Genomic DNA, 18,576 nt, shown 5'->3' with positions numbered 1-18,576 from the left:
AATTACTTGAGTTTCCAAGCAAGATCAGAAAGGAACAACTGCTGCTTCATGGAAGCAACGGTTACATCCTTATGGATATGCACAAACTCAATATTCATGATCTCGCACCAGTCTTCCAGCATCTCTGCTGTGGCATCATAACTCAGCACTGCATGGTGAGCACCACCTGCGAGCATCCATAGATGTGCTGCCTGGTACAAATCGGGCTCGGGTTTCCACATGACCCTTGCTACCGGGAGATTGGGCATCTTGTAGATTGGCTTTACCACCTCGATTTCATTCACGATAAGACGCAAACGCCCTCCCATGTCGATCAGGGAAGCAAGTATTGCTCTCCCTGGATGACCCTCGAACACAAGACGAGCTGGAGGTTCTTTTCCCCCGATACCTAGTTCATGTACCTCAATTCGTGCTTTCTCATTGGTGATGGAAGGACAGATTTCGAGCATGTGCGCCCCAAGTGAAAGCTCATTACCTTTTTCCATGTGATAGGTATAGTCCTCCATGAAGGTAGTTCCCCCTTCCATACCTTCGGTCATTCTTTTGACCAGACTGGTCATGGCAGAAACCTTCCAGTCGCCTTCACCGCCATAGCCGTACCCTTCAGCCATCAAATCCTGGCTTGCCAGACCTGGTAGCTGACGCATTGCTTGAAGGTCTTCAAACGTGTTCGAAAAGGCAGAAATGCCTTCTCGTTCAAAGAAATGTCGCATGGCGACCTCTTCCCGAGCCTGATAGCGAACTGTTTCCAGATCATTGGTGGAAAATGCATACTTTTTTCGGTAGGATTCCATCTGTGCATCAACTTCTGCATCGGTGACTGCCTCAATCTCCTTGATCAAGTCCCCTACACCCCACGTATTCACCTGCCAGCCAAGCTGCATCTGCACCCCGACCTTATCTCCTTCAGTAACTGCTACATTCCGCATATTGTCGCCGAATCGCATCACTTTCAGCTTCCTGCTCTCTACAGCTCCAATGGCTGAGCGCATCCAGGAGCCAAGTTTTTTTTGCACATCATCATCCTCCCAGAAACCAGTGATGATCTTGCGGCCCATACGCATCCTGGCAGCAATGAACCCATGTTCACGGTCCCCATGTGCCGACTGATTCAAATTCATGAAATCCATGTCAATTTCGGTATCCGGGATCATGCGATTGAACTGGGTATGGAGATGGCAATAGGGTTTCTGCAACAAGGAAAAACCATTGATCCACATCTTGGAAGGCGAGAAGGTATGCATCCAGGTAATAATACCAGCACAAGAATCATTATAATTTGCATCCTTTATGCATTGCTCAATCTCTTCGGGGGTCTTGAGTGTCGCTTTGTACACGACCCTGCAAGGAAGCTTTCCAGAACCATTCAACCCCTCCACCATCTTTTGTGCATGGCGCGCTACTTCATCGAGAGTCTCTGGCCCATAGAGAAATTGTGATCCTACCAAAAACCAGAACTCATACCTATCAATTGTTTTTCTTTGCATGGTTGCCCCCTTAAGCTCATTGCACAAGAATGAAATAGTACTGTGCGTTAACGTAAACGCAAATATAATTCCATTGTTGTCCCTGGATATAATTCTGTCAAGTAAGAATGAAAAAAACCTATAATATCGCTGAATGAAGGGAAATATGGCAAACCATTTCTCTGTACCTACACTGTGATATGGTATACTATAGTTGCGTTATCGTTACCTAATAATAGTACAACAAACATGTAGATGTGCAGGGGATTTATGACTATAGCTGAGATTGCCAAACTTGCAAACGTATCAATTGGGACTGTCGACAGGGTACTCCATGAACGAGGGCGGGTAGCTCCTAAAACTGTCGAGAAAGTGATGAGTATCATTGAGGAACATGGGTACCAACCAAATGCGTATGCCAGAAACCTCAAGTTGAGCAAGCAATTCACTATTGGAGTACTGCTTCCTCTTCTCCACAGCGAATACGGCTACTGGAATTTGATGTATGAGGGAATACTGAAAGCAGCAAAAGAGCTCTCACCCCTCGCTGTATCTATAGATATGCTTGAGTTTGACAGGACGAAGGGAGGATCCTTATTAACACAAGGGAGACGACTTCTGGAAAAGTCAGTGGATGCATTGCTGCTTGCTCCTGTCGTTCCTGCTGAGGCAAAAGCCTTGCTCGCTGACTACCCTTCGCTCGATTACGCATTCATCGACAGCCCACTCCCTGATACAATTCCTGTATGCAGCGTCATACAGAACCCCTATCAAGGGGGGTACCTTGCAGGCAGAATGATGCATCTTCTCCAACCAGGAGGAGGCACACTGCTTGCGATACAGACCCACCGTACTGCATACAACTCATCAGAACGTGTACGGGGTTTTCTCAGCTATTTCGCAGATAAGCCTGGCTACCAAACGTATGACATGGAAATCCATTTCGCAGGGGAAAATCCTCTTGGCGACCTGGATACATTTTATAGGAACCATCCTGACATGAGTGGTATTTTCGTGGTCAGCGATGCAATCCATAGAGTAGCAGAACTCGTTGTCCAGCTTGGCCGAAAAAGTCAGACTGTCATGATAGGGTATGATGCAATTGCACAGAATTGCAAAGCCATGAGAAACAAACAGGTAGATTGCTTGATCAGCCAGCGCCCTGAGTTCCAGGGATATACGGCTATCTATCAGCTGTATCGCAAAGGATTGCTGAATCAGCTTCCTGAAACGACCATCTGTGTTCCTATTGATATCATTCTCCCTGAAAACTTGATGGAAGAACCTGATACCTATCTAAAACCCTGAACCTTGTTATAACCCAAGGCTTGAAATGTTTTATAAGAAAGAGCACGAGAAGACTCCCGACTTTAGGCGGGAGAGTTGTCACGGTTCTTCGTTTTTCTTCGCTTCACGCTTTGTAATCTCTGCTTGCAATCCTTCGATCTGCTTCTCCAGTTTCTCTTTTGCTGTCTTACTGGCTTCCCCGAGTTTCTTGGTGGATTTTTCCAGCTGTTGCTTCAGATCTTCAATCGACTGCGCTTCATCTGCCTTGTCGAAGGCAACCTTCTCAGCAGCAATTGTCTCTTTTGCTGATTTCTCTTTCTTTGTCGAAGCCTTGGGGAGGTATATACTGTCCTTATCCAACTCCCTTCTATCATTCAGGGAAGGAGAGGCAATTTCTATTCTACGCTCATAGAACACATCCAGCACTGTCTTGTGGAGCTCACTGAGCTTGCTCAACCGCTCTCCAGACTCTTTGAGAAGTCCGTACAGACGATAGGAAACTGCATGGTCGAGAAAAGCTTCGATGAAGACAAACCCATCAGTGAGGCCACAACGATTTGAAGCCTCCAATAGAGCATCCTCTACTTCAGTTCTGCTTACCGTGTACCCGATGGAGACTGCAAGGTTGATAAAGGTGCCATCTCTTCGTGTTACATGCACTGATTGCTGGACCAGAAAAAGATTGGGGAGACTTACTACATCACGGTTGATCAATTGGATTTCGGTATGGAAGATTGCCAAATCTGTCACTCTGCCCACCCAAGAGCCGACCTCAATAAAATCACCACCCCGGAATTCACCTGTAACCCGGAGCATTAGGCCAGCCATCGCATTACTTACCAAGGTTGTGGAGGAAAGGGCAATGATTGCACTCAGTAAAATTCCTAGAACACTGAGTATCTGATTCTTGACATCATTGTGGATGGGGAGGAATGCAATAGACAAGAACAACCCCACAAGTACGATCAAGAACACCAAAAATTGACGTTGATATGGCCAACGCTTTGAGCTTTCCACCGTTTTCTTGAATAGGAAATGGATTACCGTCACCAAGATGATGGTAGCGAAAACTACAAGAATCGTACTGGTATAAGAACCTAAAACGTTCATGGCAACCTCCTCAAGGTCAGTCTTGGTTGTTCCTGGCGGCAAGTAGCGTCTTTACAATCTCCTGGTCACTTGGAGCGAAATCATAAGATGACAGATCTTCCAGAGCGACCCAGCGGAACTCACTATGAACCAATAGATCAAGATGTTCTATCATCGGAGCTGAAACCAAGTATGCCTTCAGGTGATACCGTGTATCCTTGTTGGTGAAATCATGGGTATGAATGAGTGGCCCTACAGATATGGAAAGCCCGAGTTCCTCCTGGAACTCACGTTTGAGCGTCTCCTCCTCGGTTTCTGTATAACGGTTTTTCCCACCAGGAAATTCCCAAAGCCCCCCAATAGATCCCTTCTCTTCCCTTTTTGCAACAAGATACTTTCCATTTTGAATCAATATTCCTGCTGTTGTTATCCGCTCTTGCATATCACGCTTCCTCCTAGAGTAGAACCAATTGAGGTGCCAAAAAATGTACTGATGCTACCACAACTGTCAAGACTCCAACGTTCCGTTTGTTCCGTTCCATATAGCGACCGGTTGCATCCAACACTGAATCCCCATCATTGGTTTTCTCCTCTTCCAGTCCTCTCATGGATCTAAATATATAATACAGCATCAGTGAGAAGATGTTGAACATGGGAACAAAATCCCCAAGGAAAACAGGACCTGGGTCCATGGGGAAAAAACACAAACCAAGTGTTATCAGTATTCCCAGGATAATCAGGACTATTCTCAATCCCCTCTTGGTTCTAAATGCATAACGCATTGAGAGCAACAACGCAAAGGAAAGGCCATAGCTATCAGCAAGCAAGAGCCCTGCCCCAAAAAGCAGATAGGCAATGGACAGTACATAGAGCTGCATCAAACCTCAGCCTCCTGGGTTGCTCGCCCTACAAAAGAGATGAGTGTTTCACTGTCATAATACCCGTATTGTGCCGCAGCAAGACTCCCCGCCCGCTGATGGATCAAGGTACCTTCCAGTGCAGCCTGGTCACAATCCTTCAGTTTTGCAAGTAATGCAACAAGAATACCGGAGAGAACGTCTCCACTTCCAGCAACACCCAAGGAGGGGTTGTTTCCCTCCACAACCACAGTCTGCTTTCCTACAGAGGCTATATACACCAACTGACTTTTCACCACCAGCGTAGCCTGCAGATGAGTAGCAATACGCTCCAATACCTGGAAGAACGTAGAAGGGGTATCGCTCTTGGCTACATCGTGTGCATCTTCAGGGAAAAGCGATTGAGCTAGAAGGCGTAGTTCACCGATGTGCGGCGTGAGGATCAAGGGGCCATGCACTGGGGGTTTCCCTCCTTTCAACAGAGATGCATATGCTCTGATTCCATCAGCATCAAGAACTACAGGTAGTTTGGAAGCAAAGAGCGTCTCAAGGAGAGCTTCTCTTCCCTCTCCCCACCCAGGACCTGCAAGAATTGCATCAAAACGACTCAAGGTTTGGCCTGCATACACCTGGACCATGACTGACGGTGATTCAGCTGAAGCCACCGGGTACACCTCTTTATCACAAAACATGGTTACCAATCCTGCTCGTGAGGCAAAAGCAGAACGGGAAGAAAGACGTCCAGCTCCACTGTACAGGCTGCTTCCTCCAAAAATCGCCACATGGCCTCTACTATTCTTGTATTCATGCTCTGCAAGTGAGGGCAGTGATGGACTCACACGCTCACAAAGCTGGGCAGCGGCAGTACACTGGTCCAAGAGAAAAGGAGGAAAGGATGGATTCACCAAGACAATGCGACCGCAGGAAGCACGACTGATGGGGTGGTACATTGCCAACTTTTCGTGGCCCATTGTGACTGTCATATCTGCATGGATATGGACAGAAGAGACAGGAACATCATCGCCTATGGCACTGGGAATGTCGATGGCCAATCGTTTTGCAGGACTCATATTCGCTTGTGAAACCAAGACCTGCATGGATTCCTTCAGAGGTCCTCTCAATCCTGTACCGACCAACCCATCTACAATCCAGGAAGCATGCTCAAACAAGGCATGACGACCAGATTCATCGACAGTATCCCAGTCAACTTGGGGAATCTTGTAGGCTTTGGCGATACTCCGTTGCACTTCACAAGATGGGGAAAGGTGAGAGCTGGTATAGACTAATACCATGTTCCGAAATCCATCATTGTAGGCATATCGGGCGACCACCAAAGCATCTCCTCCGTTATTGCCCCCACCACACAGAAAGACCAAACGGTTGCTGGTATCCAGCTGTGATTTCCACTTCTGGTAGATCTGCAACCCTGCACTCTCCATCAAGCAGAGAGCGGGAATCTTTGCCACACTTTGAGCCTTTGCATCAATGGCTGCAACATCAAGGGAACGAACAAGTCTTTTCATAATCATCACTGTACATGAGCGAACGACAGCGGTCAACAGAACGTATATTGACAGTTTCCCCTCATCCCGTTAGGCTAGGGTTGTCCTGGGGTGGCCTCTTGGCCTGAGATTACACCCGTTAACCTGATCTGGATAATACCAGCGTAGGGAGACAGTCATATCTTACAAAATCAATCCCCATGGCAAACTAAATTATATGGAGGTGCTTATGAAAAAGCATCAGTTCGTATGTGTATTGGTTGCCATCCTTTCACTTTTCATCCCGCTTACAGCACAAGGGGTGCAGGAACAGCAGGAGCTCGTAGTCTATGCCTATGACTCCTTCACTGGAGACTGGGGCCCTGGCCCTGTCTTGGCCGAGCAATTTGAAGAAGAGACCGGCATCAAGGTCAACTTGGTGAGCTCGGGTGATGGTATGGAGATGATGAACAAACTCATCTCGGAAGCAAACAACCCATGGGCAGATGTAGTGGTGGGTATCAGTGACGACATGGCCTCAAAAATCTATAAGGCAGGGTTGTTGGAACCTTATAAGAGCGAGGCCCTCTCAGAAATCCCATCCTTCCTGCATTTTGATCCTACCTATCAGTTGCTCCCCTTCGACTATGGCAACTTTGCCTTTGTAGTGGATACAGAGGCCATGGACAGTGACATGGTCCCGACCTCTCTTGCTAGCTTGACCGACCCAATTTATCGGGACAAGGTTATCCTAATCGATCCCAGAACGAGTTCTGTCGGTCTTGGTTTGTTACTTTGGACAATCGAGGTCTTTGGGGAAGAGGGATACCTCTCATGGTGGGAGATCATGAAGGATCAGGCACTGACCATCACCGATGGTTGGTCAAGCGCCTATGGTCTGTTCACTGAGGGAGAAGCTCCCTTGGTGCTCAGCTATACGACCAGTCCTGTGTATCATGTGACCTACGAGGATACTACCCGCTACCAGGTAGCACTCTTTGAAGAAGGACACAGCACTACCATTGAGGGAGTTGGCCTGCTTGCATCAAGCAATAAGAAGGATGAAGCCCGGCAGTTCATTGACTTCATCTTGACCAAGGGGCAATTGACCATTGCAATAGCAAACTCAATGTATCCGGTCAACAGCAAGACAGAACTTCCTGATGCTTTCAATTACGCTCCTAAACCGGAAAAGAACCTCTCCATGGACAGCGAAACTCTTGCAAAAAACCTGGATAGGTGGCTTACTGAATGGACACAGGTAATGAGTAAATGAGAGAGAACAACAGCATTCAGTACAGACGTTTCTATCGTACCATGCCCATTCCTTCGATGGTTGTCTTGCTGATGCTGTTCTTTGTTCCTCTCTTTTTCACGCTCTCCTCAGCTTTTATCACCGAGGAGGGCTTTTCATTTTCCCGGATTATCAGTGTTTTCAGTGACCCGTATACCCAGAGGATCATGGGGTTCACGCTGTTGCAGGCTACACTCTCTACACTTGCCTCTCTTGCCGTAGCACTGCCTGGAGCCTACTTGATTGCAACATACTCATTCAAAGGCAAACGTATGATTCTTGCCCTGAGTACCATTCCTTTTGTCATCCCTTCCATTTTGGTAGTACTCGGTTTTGTCATCTTCTTCGGCAACAACGGCTTCCTCAATCGTGCATTGATGGCTCTTTTTCAGCTTGAGGAACCACCCCTGAAAATTCTTTACTCATTTCCTGCTATCATCCTCGCACATACATTTTACAACTTTCCGATCATCATGAACCTTGTATCTTCCTATTGGGAGCATATGGATGAAAATTGCGAGGCAGCAAGCTGGACATTGGGAGCAAACAAGGTACGGACCTTTTTCTCCATTACACTCCCCAGGCTTATTCCTGCAATTGTCTCCTCTGCCAGCCTGGTGTTCTTGTTCTGCTTCAACAGTTTTGCCATCATTTTGGTACTCGGAGGTGGCCCTCAGTTCACGACGATGGAAGTGGAAATCTACCGGCAGGCCAGAATGATGGGAAACCCCGCTGCGGCAAGTGCCCTATCTCTGTTCTCCATACTCATAACCAGCCTCTTATTGCTTTGGTACAATGCAACCCAGAAGAAGTTGGGACAGAGCGAAACCTATAGCACTTCCCACCGTAAGGCAGAGAAGAGACCGGCAACACTGGTTGGAAGCGTGCTCGCATTCTTGTACACCATTATCTCGTTCCTTTTTATTCTCGGTCCTATTGTATCGGTAGTGGTACGATCCTTCATGGCAGCTCCATCCCGTTCAGCACAGGAAGTTTTCAGCCTCAAGTGGTATCGTCAGTTACTCAGCTTGGAACATGCAACAGGCCATATGGGATCTGCCCTGGGTGCATTGACGAACAGCCTGCTTATCGCACTTGCGGTTGCCGTTCTAACGGTTCCTCTTGCTCTCACGCTCTCACTAGCCATCAGGAGAAAGAAACATACCAACTCCTTCTTGGAATTGGCAGGGATGCTTCCCATGACCGTCAGTTCCGTAATCATAGGTTTGGGATATTACTTGATTGCAAGTAGGCTCAGGGGAGGTCTTGCATTGAGTTATACCTTGGTTGTATTGGCGCATCTTGTGATAGCAATCCCCTTTGTACTGAGGACCATTCTCCCTGAGTATCGTAAGATTCCCCTCACCTACATGCATAGTTCATTGACGCTTGGAGCTGGACCTTTCAGGACTTTTCTTTCCATAGAACTCCCTTTGCTGAAGGGTGCCATGTTCACAGGGGCGATTTTTGCCTTTGCCTTAAGTATGGGAGAGTTCAATGCAACCCTGACGTTGGCAAACAGTTCAATCATTACCCTGCCCGTGGTTATGTATCGGCTCATTGGAAGTTATAATTTCCAAGGCGCCTGTGCACTGGGAACCATCTTGATTGCTGTCAGTGTACTGGTATTTATTGTGAGTGAATTTGCGAGAGGAGGGACATATGGCCGCTGAGGGTCTGAGTTGTGTACTGAAGGCATTCTATAAGGATTTTTCACTGGATGTGTCATTTTCCGTGCAGGCAGGGGAACTCGCCTGTATCATAGGTCCTTCAGGATGTGGGAAGAGCACATCACTCCAGTTGATCGCCGGTTTACTCCCTCTACACTCAGGGTCCTTGGTCCTCAACGGAAAGGATCTTTCCCAAACCCCGGTCCATCAACGCCAGATCGCCATGGTATTCCAGGATTATGCGCTTTTCCCCCATATGAGCGTGGAACAAAATATAGCCTATCCCTTGAAGCTCCGTAAACTCTCAAAAACAAAACGGGCGGAGCGGATCAACCGCCTCCTTTCATTGGTGGCCCTCGAGGGATATCAAAAAAGACGGAGCCAAGAACTCAGTGGTGGGGAAAGGCAACGGGTTGCCTTGGCAAGGGCGCTTGCTTCACAGCCCCAGCTCTTGTTGCTGGATGAACCACTCTCTGCCCTGGATGCAAAACTCCGCAAGCATCTTCGTGAGGAAATACGAAGAATCCATGATGAAACGGGTATCACGACCATATATGTGACCCATGACCAAGAAGAGGCACTCTCAATAGCTGACCGAATCATCGTGATGAATGAGGGGAAGGTGATGCAGGAGGGACCTGGGGAAGCCATCTACTCCAATCCAGCGAATCTCTTTGTTGCCACCTTCATGGGAGAAGGAAATATACTTCCCTATAGCGTTATTCCCAAGACTTTAGTCAAGATTGGGTCATTCGAACCGTTTGTCTTCAAACCTCAGGAGGGTCAACATACCATTTTCTTCAGACCAGAAGAGGTATCGGTCCAAGATGATGCGAGTCTACCACTGGCTGAATACCTTCCACATCTCAAATTCAAGGATGCAGAACTAGTCAGTTGTGAATTCCAAGGAGACCACTATCGACTCACGTGTAGTTGGGAAGGTCATACGATCATCGCCCATGCGTCTCACCGTCCTATTGCTGACCATGTAACGCTAGGGGTTAGAATCAAGGCAGTCAGTGAATATCTTGATGGGGCACTCATGACAAAATGAAAACTTCCCATGGTTGGGCAATAGGCATGTCCTAGGATTTCTGTATACTAAGAATATGAAAGGCAAACGACTGTATCTTATCGTTCTTCTGATTCTCGTTACAGCCGGCCTGCCTGCTGCAAGTGGAGAGCAATATTATGCTGCGTCTTCCTCACTCTCCTACTACCTTGGCATCCCCCACTTCGAGGATGAGATACCAGCTCGGTCCTCCTTGGCCGTTTCCACTACCGTCGGGTTTCTTGGATATCAGGGAAGCAACTGGGAAACAGTACTTCAGGCACATATCTACTCTGTCTCCGACTCTCTCCCCTTTGGGAACTATCGTGCGCGTGGATTCAACTCCCTCGGGCTCAGTATCCTTGCAAGCTGGTCACTGAGTGATAGATTCTCACTTTTCATCCAGGGTGGGAGTGAAGTAAACTTCTACAAGCAGATTGAAGAAGTATTCGCCTCCTTCTCATTTAAACTAGGCCCCCAATTCCTCATTGCTGAGGAACCTACTTACCAGATGCACCTTATAGTTCCACTCTCAGTGCATCTCAGGAAGGAGATTACTGCACTACAGGCAGGTATTGGTATACGCTACCTGCTCTTCCCTTTTAAAAGAGGTGATACATGAGACGAGTATTCCTTCTGTTACCCATCCTAATACTCCTCATGGCATCCTGTGAGTTGTACTACGAGGAGCCAGTACAGACAGGAACCGTTCACATTGTCTCGATAGGAATCACGTATGAGAATGAACCTGATGGGCATGACTACCTGGGAGACCTCCCTGGTACTGTCTTTGATGCAAGGGAACTTTCAGATGCACTCAGTCAACAGGCTATGAGAGCTGGCTGGGATAGTACAGATATTGAAGTAACCCTGCTCCTTCAGGAAGGGACTGATCATACCCAAAAAACCTTTGATGACCTAGGATATGCCTCCAGGAATCATCTGGAGAACACGCTTGCTACCATTGCAGGAGTGGCAACAGCAGATGATCTGACCATCATTACCTACAGTGGTCACGGAATTGAAGGGACAGGGGAACTCCTGATGGCACATACTCAGACCTCTGGACCAGTGGACATATCAGAAGACTCTCCAATTGTGGTAACCCCAGAGTGGTTGCATGCTCGTATAAGTCCTATCAAGGGGAAAAAACTCCTAATCCTCGATAGCTGCTACAGTGGCGTCTTTGTCCCTGAGTCCCCTTCGAGTTCAAGCTGGGTCTATGATAATGGTATCGATGATTGGTATGGCAAGTACTTCTCGGATGAAGAGTATCAGATACCTTCGTTTGTAGTATTTACCGCCAGTGCTGATTCTGATTCGTATGAAATACAATTCGGTGACCATAATCATGGCGTGTTTACCTCAGCACTGCTTGCAGCATTGGGATGGAACCATACTACCAAAAAGATTGCAAACGGTGCCCCACCTGCAGCGCAAAATGAATTACTGAGTATTGACTCCCTCTACAAATATATCAAGAAGCATCAAGCGTTCCCAGTACGCTGGTCGTTGTTTACCATCGGGGAGAATGTACAACACCCCATGATTACCGGTGGAGCCATGGATATGGTACTCTTCAGCTACTGAAGCAAAGGAACAGAGAATTGAACTTTAGAAATATGAAACTCCATTTTCTGATGCTTCTGTCCCTATCACTTTTTTTGGGTTGTGAGTTGATAACCCCGTCACCTACAGAAGGGAAAACCCATCACCTTGCCATTGCGCTCAGCTATGTAGGTACAAATATCAGAAGCGACGATTACCTTGACGGTACACTTCCTGATGCCATAGAACTGGAGAAAGCATTTGATGCTCTGTTTGCAGGAAAGGAACATACATCCACCCTTATGCTCCAAGATGGCAATGATGATTTGGATGACCTTTTGCTTCCTACCAAAGCCCATGTAATCGAGAAAATTGAGTCTTTATCAGATGCAATGGACGAGCAAGACATCCTCATCATCAGCTACAGTGGTCATGGAATGGAAGATGGTTCGTTGGTGTTGTATCCCCCACGTAATGATGGGTCCATCTTCTCCAAATCAGGCTCTATGTACACAGATGTGCTTCTGACCGTTGAAGAACTCTATGATGCCCTTGATTCCGCTAAAGGGAGTGTTCTCTTACTAATGGACAGCTGCTATAGCGGAAACTTTGTGCTGGAGAGTGAAACCTCCTACTCTCTCATTGAGAGAAATGCGTACTTACAGAAAATATATGACCAATACTTCACTGAAGGTTCATATACCCGTCCTGTATTTGTACTGGCTGCTACTACGTATGACAACACGGCTAGTGAAACAGCATCACACGGTCATTTCACACAAGCTCTACTTGAAGGACTCGGCTGGGATGAAGAAAACCAAAGGCAGCGAGAAGTTGACCAAACCATTTCTGTGGACTACCTCTACCAATATGTGTACTACCATCAGGATATTGCACTAAACAGTGTGAATTCATGGGAGTACCAGCACCCCACCATCACTGGGGGGCCGCTGGATCTGATCCTCCGCTAGCTGGTGAATTTGCCTGCCTTTACGTCCTGAATCTCATCACGAATGACTGCTGCACGTTCGAACTCCAGATTCTTTGCTGCTTCTAGCATCTCTTTCTCCAGTGCCTTGATGTAGTTCTTTCTATCCGTTGCACTAAGCAGGTTGTAACCGCCTTTAAGAAGCTCGAGATCGTGTTTCTGGATCTCATGCTGTTCATGCTGTTCACGTTCCAGCATATCATGAATTGCTTTGACGATGGTCGTAGGAGTAATATTATGCTCCTCATTGTAAGCCATCTGGATTGCACGGCGTCGGTTGGTTTCTCTGATTGCCTCTTCCATTGCTGGACTCATACGGTCTGCATACATGATAACCCGTCCCTCTGCATTACGGGCAGCACGGCCTATGGTCTGGATCAGGGAAGTAGCAGAGCGAAGGAAGCCGATTTTGTCTGCATCAAGAATGGCGATCAAGGCAACCTCAGGAAGGTCCAGGCCCTCTCTGAGTAGGTTGATTCCAACCAACACATCATAAACACCCAGGCGCAGATCCCTGAGGATCTCCACCCGTTCAATGGTCTCTATCTCGGAGTGCAGATAGCGAACTTTCAAACCGAGGGAGGCAAAGTAATCGGTAAGATCCTCGCTCATCTTCTTGGTCAACGTTGTAACCAGTACTCTCTGTTTTTTCTTGATAACAGAGCGAATCTCTCCGTACAGGTTCTCCATCTGGCCTTCGGTGGGACGAACATCGATTTCTGGGTCAAGCAAGCCGGTGGGCCGAATAATCTGTTCTACTACACGTGTACTCTCTTCCACTTCCTTCTGATTCGGTGTTGCTGAAACATAGATTCGTTGTTTCACGACCTGTTCAAACTCGGAGGCCTTTAAAGGGCGGTTGTCCAACGCTGAGGGCAGTCTGAACCCAAAGTTCACCAGATTCAATTTCCGTGAGCGGTCTCCCTCATACATCGCCCCTACTTGAGGAAGCGTAACGTGTGACTCATCGATGAAGGTGATGAAGTCTGGGGGAAAGTAATCCAACAAAACAGCCGGTCTCTCACCTGCCTTCCGGTCAGAGAGTGGACGTGAATAGTTCTCGATGCCTGAACAGTACCCGATCTCCTCAAGCATCTCCAAATCATATTCTACTCTGGTCTTGATTCGTTCGGCCTCCAGCGGCTTACCCATGGAGGTGAAATACTCAACCTGATCTTCCATTTCACTCCGGATTTTCGAAATGGCTGCCTTGACCTGCTCATGCGGCATAACAAATTGTTTAGCGGGGTATAGGGAATAGCTATCGACTATCTCCTGCTTTTCCCCACTTACTGGATCAAACCATTGAATGGAGGCAATTTCGTCCCAATCGATGGAGATCCTTACTGCATTTTCCAGGTAGGATGGGCAAATCTCCACTACATCTCCACGAACTCGGAATGAGCCTCGCTGGAGAATAGCATCATTTCGTTCATATTGCATACGCACCAACTGTTCAAGTACTTCACGATGGTTGAAGGCATCCCCGGTGTGAAAGGTGTATACCATATCACGGACTGACACCGGATTTGCCAGTCCATAAATGCAGGAAACTGTAGAGACTACGATGACATCACGACGCTCCATCAAGGAGAATGTGGCAGAAAGCCGAAGCCTGTCAATCTCCTGGTTGATCGAGGCATCCTTCTCGATATACAAATCTTTCCCTGGAACATATGCTTCAGGTTGATAGTAGTCATACGTTGAAACAAAGTACTCTACCGCATTCTCCGGGAAGAAGGTCTTGAACTCCCGATACAATTGTGCTGCGAGTGTCTTGTTGTGCGAGAGCACCAAGGTAGGTTTCTGCACTTGTTCAATGATTTTCGCCATCGTGTAGGTCTTACCACTGCCGGTAACACCCTTGAGGGTCTGAGAGCGGTCCCCAGCAAGCAAGCCAGCACTCAGTGCCTTGATTGCTTCTCCCTGATCCCCTGCAGGTTCATAGGACGATACTACCTTGAAAGGTTTACTTTGGTAGGAAACCTGTCCATGGATATTGGAAACGGCTTCACCTCCCCATTTTTCATCAACATATACTGTATCTTTCATCTTATCGTACCAATGCGCTCACATGTTGCGCTGTTCGTTCAATCAGCTGCACTTCCATCTTCTTTACATTTCCGTCACGATTGATTGTCACCGAGACTTTTTCCCCACTTCTCATCGGGAGTAATGCCAGATAGAGATCGTTGAGATCTTCAATCGTCTCACCATTGATAGCGGTGATCACATCACCTCCTAGATTGATAACCGAGGATCCATACTGGACCTTTCGGCTCCCACCCTGTATGCCTGCTTTCTCAGCAAACCCTCCACTGGTGACTTCACTGACCAGAACACCTTTTTCAACAGGAAGTTTTGCATAGGCAACCAGCTGGGGAGTAAGTTGTACTGCAGCAAGGTCGAGCCATCCCCGGCTGATCTTTCCTTGCTTGATCAGATCCGGTATGACTGCAATGGCAGTATCAACAGGAATTGCAAAGTTTAACCCCTGTGAGCTCCCTGAAGTAGTGAATATTGCAGAGTTTATCCCTATGACTTCCCCACGGGTATTGAGCAAGGGCCCACCGCTGTTTCCAGGATGGATTGCGGCATCGGTCTGGATTGCGTTCATAATCACCTTGCCTTCGCTGGTTCTTACCGGACGATTCAACCCACTTACCACACCTACACTCATCGTACGGTCATACCCGAAAGGATTTCCAATTGCAATTACCCGTTGCCCAATCTGCAAATCCTCACTGGTCCCTAAGGAGGCAGGATACAACACAACATCCTTGGCTGAAACTAACTTGATTACTGCTAGATCATCCTCACTATCCATACCAACCAAAGTTGCAGCATAGGATTGGTTGTTATACAAACCAACCTGCAGGCTTGCACTTTTCTCTACCACATGGGCATTGGTAAGGATGTACCCATCCTTGGAAAGAATGATGCCACTGCCAGTCCCTTTAGCGGGGAGGACATCCATGAAAGCGCTCACCGCTGTCTCTCCCACCGTAGTGATATGTACAACGCTCTTGTTCACGTTTTCATAGACACTCATCTGTTGTTTCTCTGTAGCACTATAATAGATGGCGTCATTTTCTTCAAATAATATCAAGCCATCTTCTCCTGAGAGAATGTCTGCCACATGCAATCCAGAAAGTGCAAGCACTCCTTCTGGTCCCTGTTCCTCGGCAATGGTATGGAGCACTTTTGAGAGTTCTTTTCTTTGCTTATCTTCCGCAATACTGTCTGTCCAACGGAATAGCAACAAGCCGATGAATACACAAAACACACCCCCTACAATCAGGAGCAATGTGCGTATAATTCTGTTACGGGTATTCTTCAGCATAAGGCTTAGTGTACTTCCAAAGAAGATGCTAAGGCAACCTAGAGGCTGGAGAGCAAGGAACGTATCTCCTCGGACCGAGGAGGATCACACCCCCTCCTGGAGCAGGTGATGGCACTGGAGGCTGTCGCCCAAACCAACGCATCCTTGATTAGATCAAGTGATAGGTTTTTTAGTTGTGGGATTTCCCCATCCTTGCCGAAACAGTCCCTCTCATAGAGATAGGAGAGGAGACCTCCACTGAAGGTGTCCCCAGCCCCCACCGTATCGACAACCGGAAGGTCAATAATCTCCATGGAAGCTGATTCCCCTTCAGGGGTGTACCAAATGCTTCCTTTCCTGCCAAGAGTAAGAATGATATGAGCCTGCTTCTCCCTGGCAAGGGACTGAGCCATTTTCTTTGCATCCTTTCCTTCGTAGAGCAACAGAAGATCCTCATCACTAATCTTGACCAAGGATGCCAAGTCCATTGCTTCTTCAATCCTACTTCTCAATGCATTCATATCGGTAATAACATCTGGCCTGACATTGGGATCGAGGAATATCACAGGTTTTGGTTCATAGGATTGCAAAGCCGAGATGATTACCTCAGAGAGAGGCTCCAGAGCCAAGGACACTGAACCGATGTGTACCACTTTCAAATCGGTATGTTCCTGGAGGGCAGCTAGCAATTCTGCTTTGGTCATACTGGCCACTGCTGTTCCTTCTGTATAAAAGGTGTAATTTGCTTTCCCTTCTGCATCAAGGCTTGCCATGGCAAGTAAAGATGGCTGGGGTGCAGCACAGAGACTTGGATCGAATAACACCTCACTCTCGATGAGATGGTTGAGCATTCGCTGCCCGAAAATGTCTCCCGAGATTTTCCCTATATACACAACAGGAGAATTCTGCCTAGAGGTAGCAACGGCCGTATTCAAGGCACATCCGCCAACCACCGAGTCATAGGGAACCGATGGTCCCAGCGTTCCCTTGGCAATAAAGTCTATCAATGCTTCTCCAATTACACCTATCATGATTCCTCCTACAAGTACTTCTTTCGCTCTTTTCCGATTACCCCAGCATGAACCTGTACATATACCTTGGCAGGGCTCATTGAAATCTTGGGTAGCAATACTTCTTCAACTTGGAAAAATCCTACATCACTACTCATGGCGATATCGATGAGGATGGGGACCGAATCACCTTTTGTAATCGTCACCTTCTCAATTGCATTGGAAGAGTATTTATGGATATCACCAACCTTTGCATGGCTCATGATACTCATAGGAATTCTAGCTCTTCCCTTTTCCATGTCACATCCATCAGCAACCAGAAGCATTCCTGCCTCCAAGGAGTGTACTCTCCTATTTGCCATATGCCCGAGCACTCCTTCACTGGCAACCGAAATAATGGCTATCTTACGGGTCAACTGGTCGCCGAGAAGCTGGGTGAGAATACGATTCATGATAGGACGTGCAATCACCAAGCCAGTCAATTCATGATCACTTCGCCCAATACTCATACCAAGATCGTGTACGAATGACGCAAGCAATAAAGCAAGCATACTATCTTCGAAACTGCCACTCTCCTCTTGTTCCAAGGACGTCTTGATACCTGCATCCTTGAGGAGGGTGAGCATCTTGACTCCGTTGATGGCCACTTGGCGCATATGTACCGGACCGTGGTCATTGTAGTTCAGCCGCTTGATTGAAACACTGTTCGCATACTCTTGCAATGCCTCGATCTCAGGGTCCTGTACGAGCAGTGTTGCCAGACGATAGCTGTCAGAATCCCTATCCAGCTGTGACAGTAAATACTTTTCCAATGCGTATTCTTTTGGTGACTTCATACACTATAAGGTACAACAACTTCTTCCGAACATAAAGTGGTTATGGATAAAATGAAGCAACTCTCCTATACTGCGTATATGAGAAAGATTACGATGCGCGATTTTAGATGGATGGGAAAACCCAGATCATGGGATAAAGACCATCGAACGGTTTCCCTCTCTGTTGAACCTCAGATGCACTTGCCTGATGGGCCTCTGTTGCTTGCAGTTTCTGATGATGACTTTTCTTGCAACATGACACTCTCCAGCTCTGGGAATCATGTCTTTGCAGGAGTTTGCTTCTACCATCTGGATACCGATTACATAGGCATTGGAATAAGCACAGAATCCTTGGAAATACACGTGATGATCAATGGTTTCCTCAACTATAGTAGAATTCCCTTAAAGGAAGGAAGCAACCAAGCAATATGGAGTATGAAACGCAGAGGTTCCCATCTATCGATCGGATACAGGAGACAGAGTTCAGACTCTGTAACCTGGGTAGGCAGTTACACGCTTCCAGGGATCCAGAAATCCGTAAGTTTCGGTCCCTATTTTGCTAACGAAGGGAGTGAGGATGCAAAGGCATCCATGAGCGCATTGGATTATAAGAAAGAAATCTGATAGCCACTCGCACAACCACTAGGGTTGTGCTACTATGTGCTATCCTCAGAGAAGCCCCTTTGAAAGGGTATAAG

17 protein-coding genes and 1 riboswitch are annotated in these 18,576 nt (G+C 47.3%); of the genes, 8 read left to right on the top strand and 9 right to left on the bottom strand.

Translation table 11 applies throughout. The features are described from left to right. Positions 1-2: 2 nt before the first annotated feature. Positions 3-1,487 (bottom strand): L-arabinose isomerase, encoded by a 1,485-nt coding sequence (gene araA / locus DYP60_RS05025; protein WP_117329791.1) that lies wholly within the window; start codon positions 1,485-1,487, stop codon positions 3-5. A gap of 249 nt (positions 1,488-1,736) precedes the next feature. Between araA and DYP60_RS05020 the strand changes: the two genes are divergently transcribed. Continuing rightward, a complete protein-coding gene (locus DYP60_RS05020; RefSeq protein ID WP_117329790.1) occupies positions 1,737-2,774 on the top strand; it encodes a LacI family DNA-binding transcriptional regulator in 1,038 nt (345 codons plus the stop codon). Positions 2,775-2,852: 78 nt separating this feature from the next. Here the strand turns inward: DYP60_RS05020 and DYP60_RS05015 are convergent, their stop codons facing one another. The 4 genes from DYP60_RS05015 to DYP60_RS05000 are packed head-to-tail and all read right to left on the bottom strand — an operon-like array spanning position 2,853 to position 6,222. Beyond that, positions 2,853-3,863, bottom strand: a complete 1,011-nt coding sequence (locus DYP60_RS05015; RefSeq protein WP_117329789.1) for a mechanosensitive ion channel family protein — start codon at positions 3,861-3,863, stop codon at positions 2,853-2,855. A gap of 16 nt (positions 3,864-3,879) precedes the next feature. Further along, complete coding sequence (locus DYP60_RS05010; protein WP_117329788.1) at positions 3,880-4,284, bottom strand: (deoxy)nucleoside triphosphate pyrophosphohydrolase; 405 nt, start codon at positions 4,282-4,284, stop codon at positions 3,880-3,882. Between the two features lie 13 nt (positions 4,285-4,297). Further along, the gene (locus tag DYP60_RS05005) at positions 4,298-4,720 is read right to left on the bottom strand and encodes a hypothetical protein (protein ID WP_237446218.1); all 423 of its coding nucleotides are present in this window, start codon (positions 4,718-4,720) and stop codon (positions 4,298-4,300) included. Next, entirely contained in the window at positions 4,720-6,222 is a 1,503-nt protein-coding gene (locus DYP60_RS05000) for an NAD(P)H-hydrate dehydratase (RefSeq protein WP_165849501.1), read from the bottom strand. Before DYP60_RS05000 ends, DYP60_RS05005 begins: the two co-directional genes overlap by 1 nt. A gap of 75 nt (positions 6,223-6,297) precedes the next feature. Further along, positions 6,298-6,389, top strand: a riboswitch (TPP riboswitch). 41 nt (positions 6,390-6,430) lie between these two features. Between DYP60_RS05000 and DYP60_RS04995 the strand changes: the two genes are divergently transcribed. Genes DYP60_RS04995 through DYP60_RS04970 form a run of 6 tightly spaced genes read left to right on the top strand, consistent with a single transcriptional unit; the run spans position 6,431 to position 12,714 of the window. Beyond that, positions 6,431-7,456 (top strand): thiamine ABC transporter substrate-binding protein, encoded by a 1,026-nt coding sequence (locus tag DYP60_RS04995; protein WP_117329785.1) that lies wholly within the window; start codon positions 6,431-6,433, stop codon positions 7,454-7,456. Next, the gene (locus DYP60_RS04990; RefSeq protein WP_117329784.1) at positions 7,453-9,147 is read left to right on the top strand and encodes an ABC transporter permease; all 1,695 of its coding nucleotides are present in this window, start codon (positions 7,453-7,455) and stop codon (positions 9,145-9,147) included. Before DYP60_RS04995 ends, DYP60_RS04990 begins: the two co-directional genes overlap by 4 nt. Next, on the top strand, positions 9,137-10,198 hold the full coding sequence (locus tag DYP60_RS04985) for an ABC transporter ATP-binding protein (protein ID WP_117329783.1): 1,062 nt from the start codon (positions 9,137-9,139) through the stop codon (positions 10,196-10,198). Before DYP60_RS04990 ends, DYP60_RS04985 begins: the two co-directional genes overlap by 11 nt. 55 nt (positions 10,199-10,253) lie before the next feature. Then, positions 10,254-10,817 (top strand): hypothetical protein, encoded by a 564-nt coding sequence (locus tag DYP60_RS04980; protein ID WP_117329782.1) that lies wholly within the window; start codon positions 10,254-10,256, stop codon positions 10,815-10,817. Beyond that, positions 10,814-11,785, top strand: a complete 972-nt coding sequence (locus DYP60_RS04975; protein ID WP_117329781.1) for a caspase family protein — start codon at positions 10,814-10,816, stop codon at positions 11,783-11,785. The genes DYP60_RS04980 and DYP60_RS04975 overlap by 4 nt, the downstream gene beginning before the upstream one ends. A gap of 32 nt (positions 11,786-11,817) precedes the next feature. After that, a complete protein-coding gene (locus DYP60_RS04970; RefSeq protein WP_117329780.1) occupies positions 11,818-12,714 on the top strand; it encodes a caspase family protein in 897 nt (298 codons plus the stop codon). Here the strand turns inward: DYP60_RS04970 and uvrB are convergent. The 4 genes from uvrB to DYP60_RS04950 are packed head-to-tail and all read right to left on the bottom strand — an operon-like array spanning position 12,711 to position 17,899. Next, on the bottom strand, positions 12,711-14,783 hold the full coding sequence (gene uvrB, locus DYP60_RS04965; RefSeq protein ID WP_117329779.1) for an excinuclease ABC subunit UvrB: 2,073 nt from the start codon (positions 14,781-14,783) through the stop codon (positions 12,711-12,713). The genes DYP60_RS04970 and uvrB overlap by 4 nt on opposite strands. 1 nt (position 14,784) lies before the next feature. Further along, complete coding sequence (locus DYP60_RS04960; RefSeq protein ID WP_117329778.1) at positions 14,785-16,074, bottom strand: S1C family serine protease; 1,290 nt, start codon at positions 16,072-16,074, stop codon at positions 14,785-14,787. 38 nt (positions 16,075-16,112) lie between these two features. Then, a complete protein-coding gene (locus tag DYP60_RS04955) occupies positions 16,113-17,084 on the bottom strand; it encodes a carbohydrate kinase family protein (protein WP_117329777.1) in 972 nt (323 codons plus the stop codon). An 8-nt stretch (positions 17,085-17,092) separates the two neighbouring features. Continuing rightward, positions 17,093-17,899, bottom strand: coding sequence for a phosphohydrolase (locus tag DYP60_RS04950; RefSeq protein WP_117329776.1), 807 nt, complete (start codon positions 17,897-17,899; stop codon positions 17,093-17,095). A 78-nt stretch (positions 17,900-17,977) separates the two neighbouring features. Between DYP60_RS04950 and DYP60_RS04945 the strand changes: the two genes are divergently transcribed. Then, on the top strand, positions 17,978-18,502 hold the full coding sequence (locus tag DYP60_RS04945) for a DUF1349 domain-containing protein (protein ID WP_133299287.1): 525 nt from the start codon (positions 17,978-17,980) through the stop codon (positions 18,500-18,502). The last annotated feature ends 74 nt before the right edge of the window (positions 18,503-18,576 follow it).

It is taken from the genome of Sphaerochaeta halotolerans (genome assembly GCF_003429665.1).
Classification (GTDB): domain Bacteria; phylum Spirochaetota; class Spirochaetia; order Sphaerochaetales; family Sphaerochaetaceae; genus Sphaerochaeta; species Sphaerochaeta halotolerans.
Note: the sequence above shows the minus strand (reverse complement) of the source record. Positions and strands in the feature narration are given on the sequence as shown.

What these genes read in the sequence shown, in the direction of transcription:
- DYP60_RS05000 (WP_165849501.1), bottom strand. Translation starts at nt 6,222, where the DNA reads ATGAAAAGACTTGTTCGTTCCCTTGATGTTGCAGCCATTGATGCAAAG.
- DYP60_RS04995 (WP_117329785.1), top strand. Translation starts at nt 6,431, where the DNA reads ATGAAAAAGCATCAGTTCGTATGTGTATTGGTTGCCATCCTTTCACTT.
- DYP60_RS04990 (WP_117329784.1), top strand. Translation starts at nt 7,453, where the DNA reads ATGAGAGAGAACAACAGCATTCAGTACAGACGTTTCTATCGTACCATG.
- uvrB (WP_117329779.1), bottom strand. Translation starts at nt 14,783, where the DNA reads ATGAAAGATACAGTATATGTTGATGAAAAATGGGGAGGTGAAGCCGTT.
- DYP60_RS04980 (WP_117329782.1), top strand. Translation starts at nt 10,254, where the DNA reads ATGAAAGGCAAACGACTGTATCTTATCGTTCTTCTGATTCTCGTTACA.
- araA (WP_117329791.1), bottom strand. Translation starts at nt 1,487, where the DNA reads ATGCAAAGAAAAACAATTGATAGGTATGAGTTCTGGTTTTTGGTAGGA.
- DYP60_RS04985 (WP_117329783.1), top strand. Translation starts at nt 9,137, where the DNA reads ATGGCCGCTGAGGGTCTGAGTTGTGTACTGAAGGCATTCTATAAGGAT.
- DYP60_RS04975 (WP_117329781.1), top strand. Translation starts at nt 10,814, where the DNA reads ATGAGACGAGTATTCCTTCTGTTACCCATCCTAATACTCCTCATGGCA.
- DYP60_RS04970 (WP_117329780.1), top strand. Translation starts at nt 11,818, where the DNA reads ATGAAACTCCATTTTCTGATGCTTCTGTCCCTATCACTTTTTTTGGGT.
- DYP60_RS05005 (WP_237446218.1), bottom strand. Translation starts at nt 4,720, where the DNA reads ATGCAGCTCTATGTACTGTCCATTGCCTATCTGCTTTTTGGGGCAGGG.
- DYP60_RS05015 (WP_117329789.1), bottom strand. Translation starts at nt 3,863, where the DNA reads ATGAACGTTTTAGGTTCTTATACCAGTACGATTCTTGTAGTTTTCGCT.
- DYP60_RS04960 (WP_117329778.1), bottom strand. Translation starts at nt 16,074, where the DNA reads ATGCTGAAGAATACCCGTAACAGAATTATACGCACATTGCTCCTGATT.
- DYP60_RS05010 (WP_117329788.1), bottom strand. Translation starts at nt 4,284, where the DNA reads ATGCAAGAGCGGATAACAACAGCAGGAATATTGATTCAAAATGGAAAG.
- DYP60_RS04945 (WP_133299287.1), top strand. Translation starts at nt 17,978, where the DNA reads ATGAGAAAGATTACGATGCGCGATTTTAGATGGATGGGAAAACCCAGA.
- DYP60_RS05020 (WP_117329790.1), top strand. Translation starts at nt 1,737, where the DNA reads ATGACTATAGCTGAGATTGCCAAACTTGCAAACGTATCAATTGGGACT.
- DYP60_RS04950 (WP_117329776.1), bottom strand. Translation starts at nt 17,899, where the DNA reads ATGAAGTCACCAAAAGAATACGCATTGGAAAAGTATTTACTGTCACAG.
- DYP60_RS04955 (WP_117329777.1), bottom strand. Translation starts at nt 17,084, where the DNA reads ATGATAGGTGTAATTGGAGAAGCATTGATAGACTTTATTGCCAAGGGA.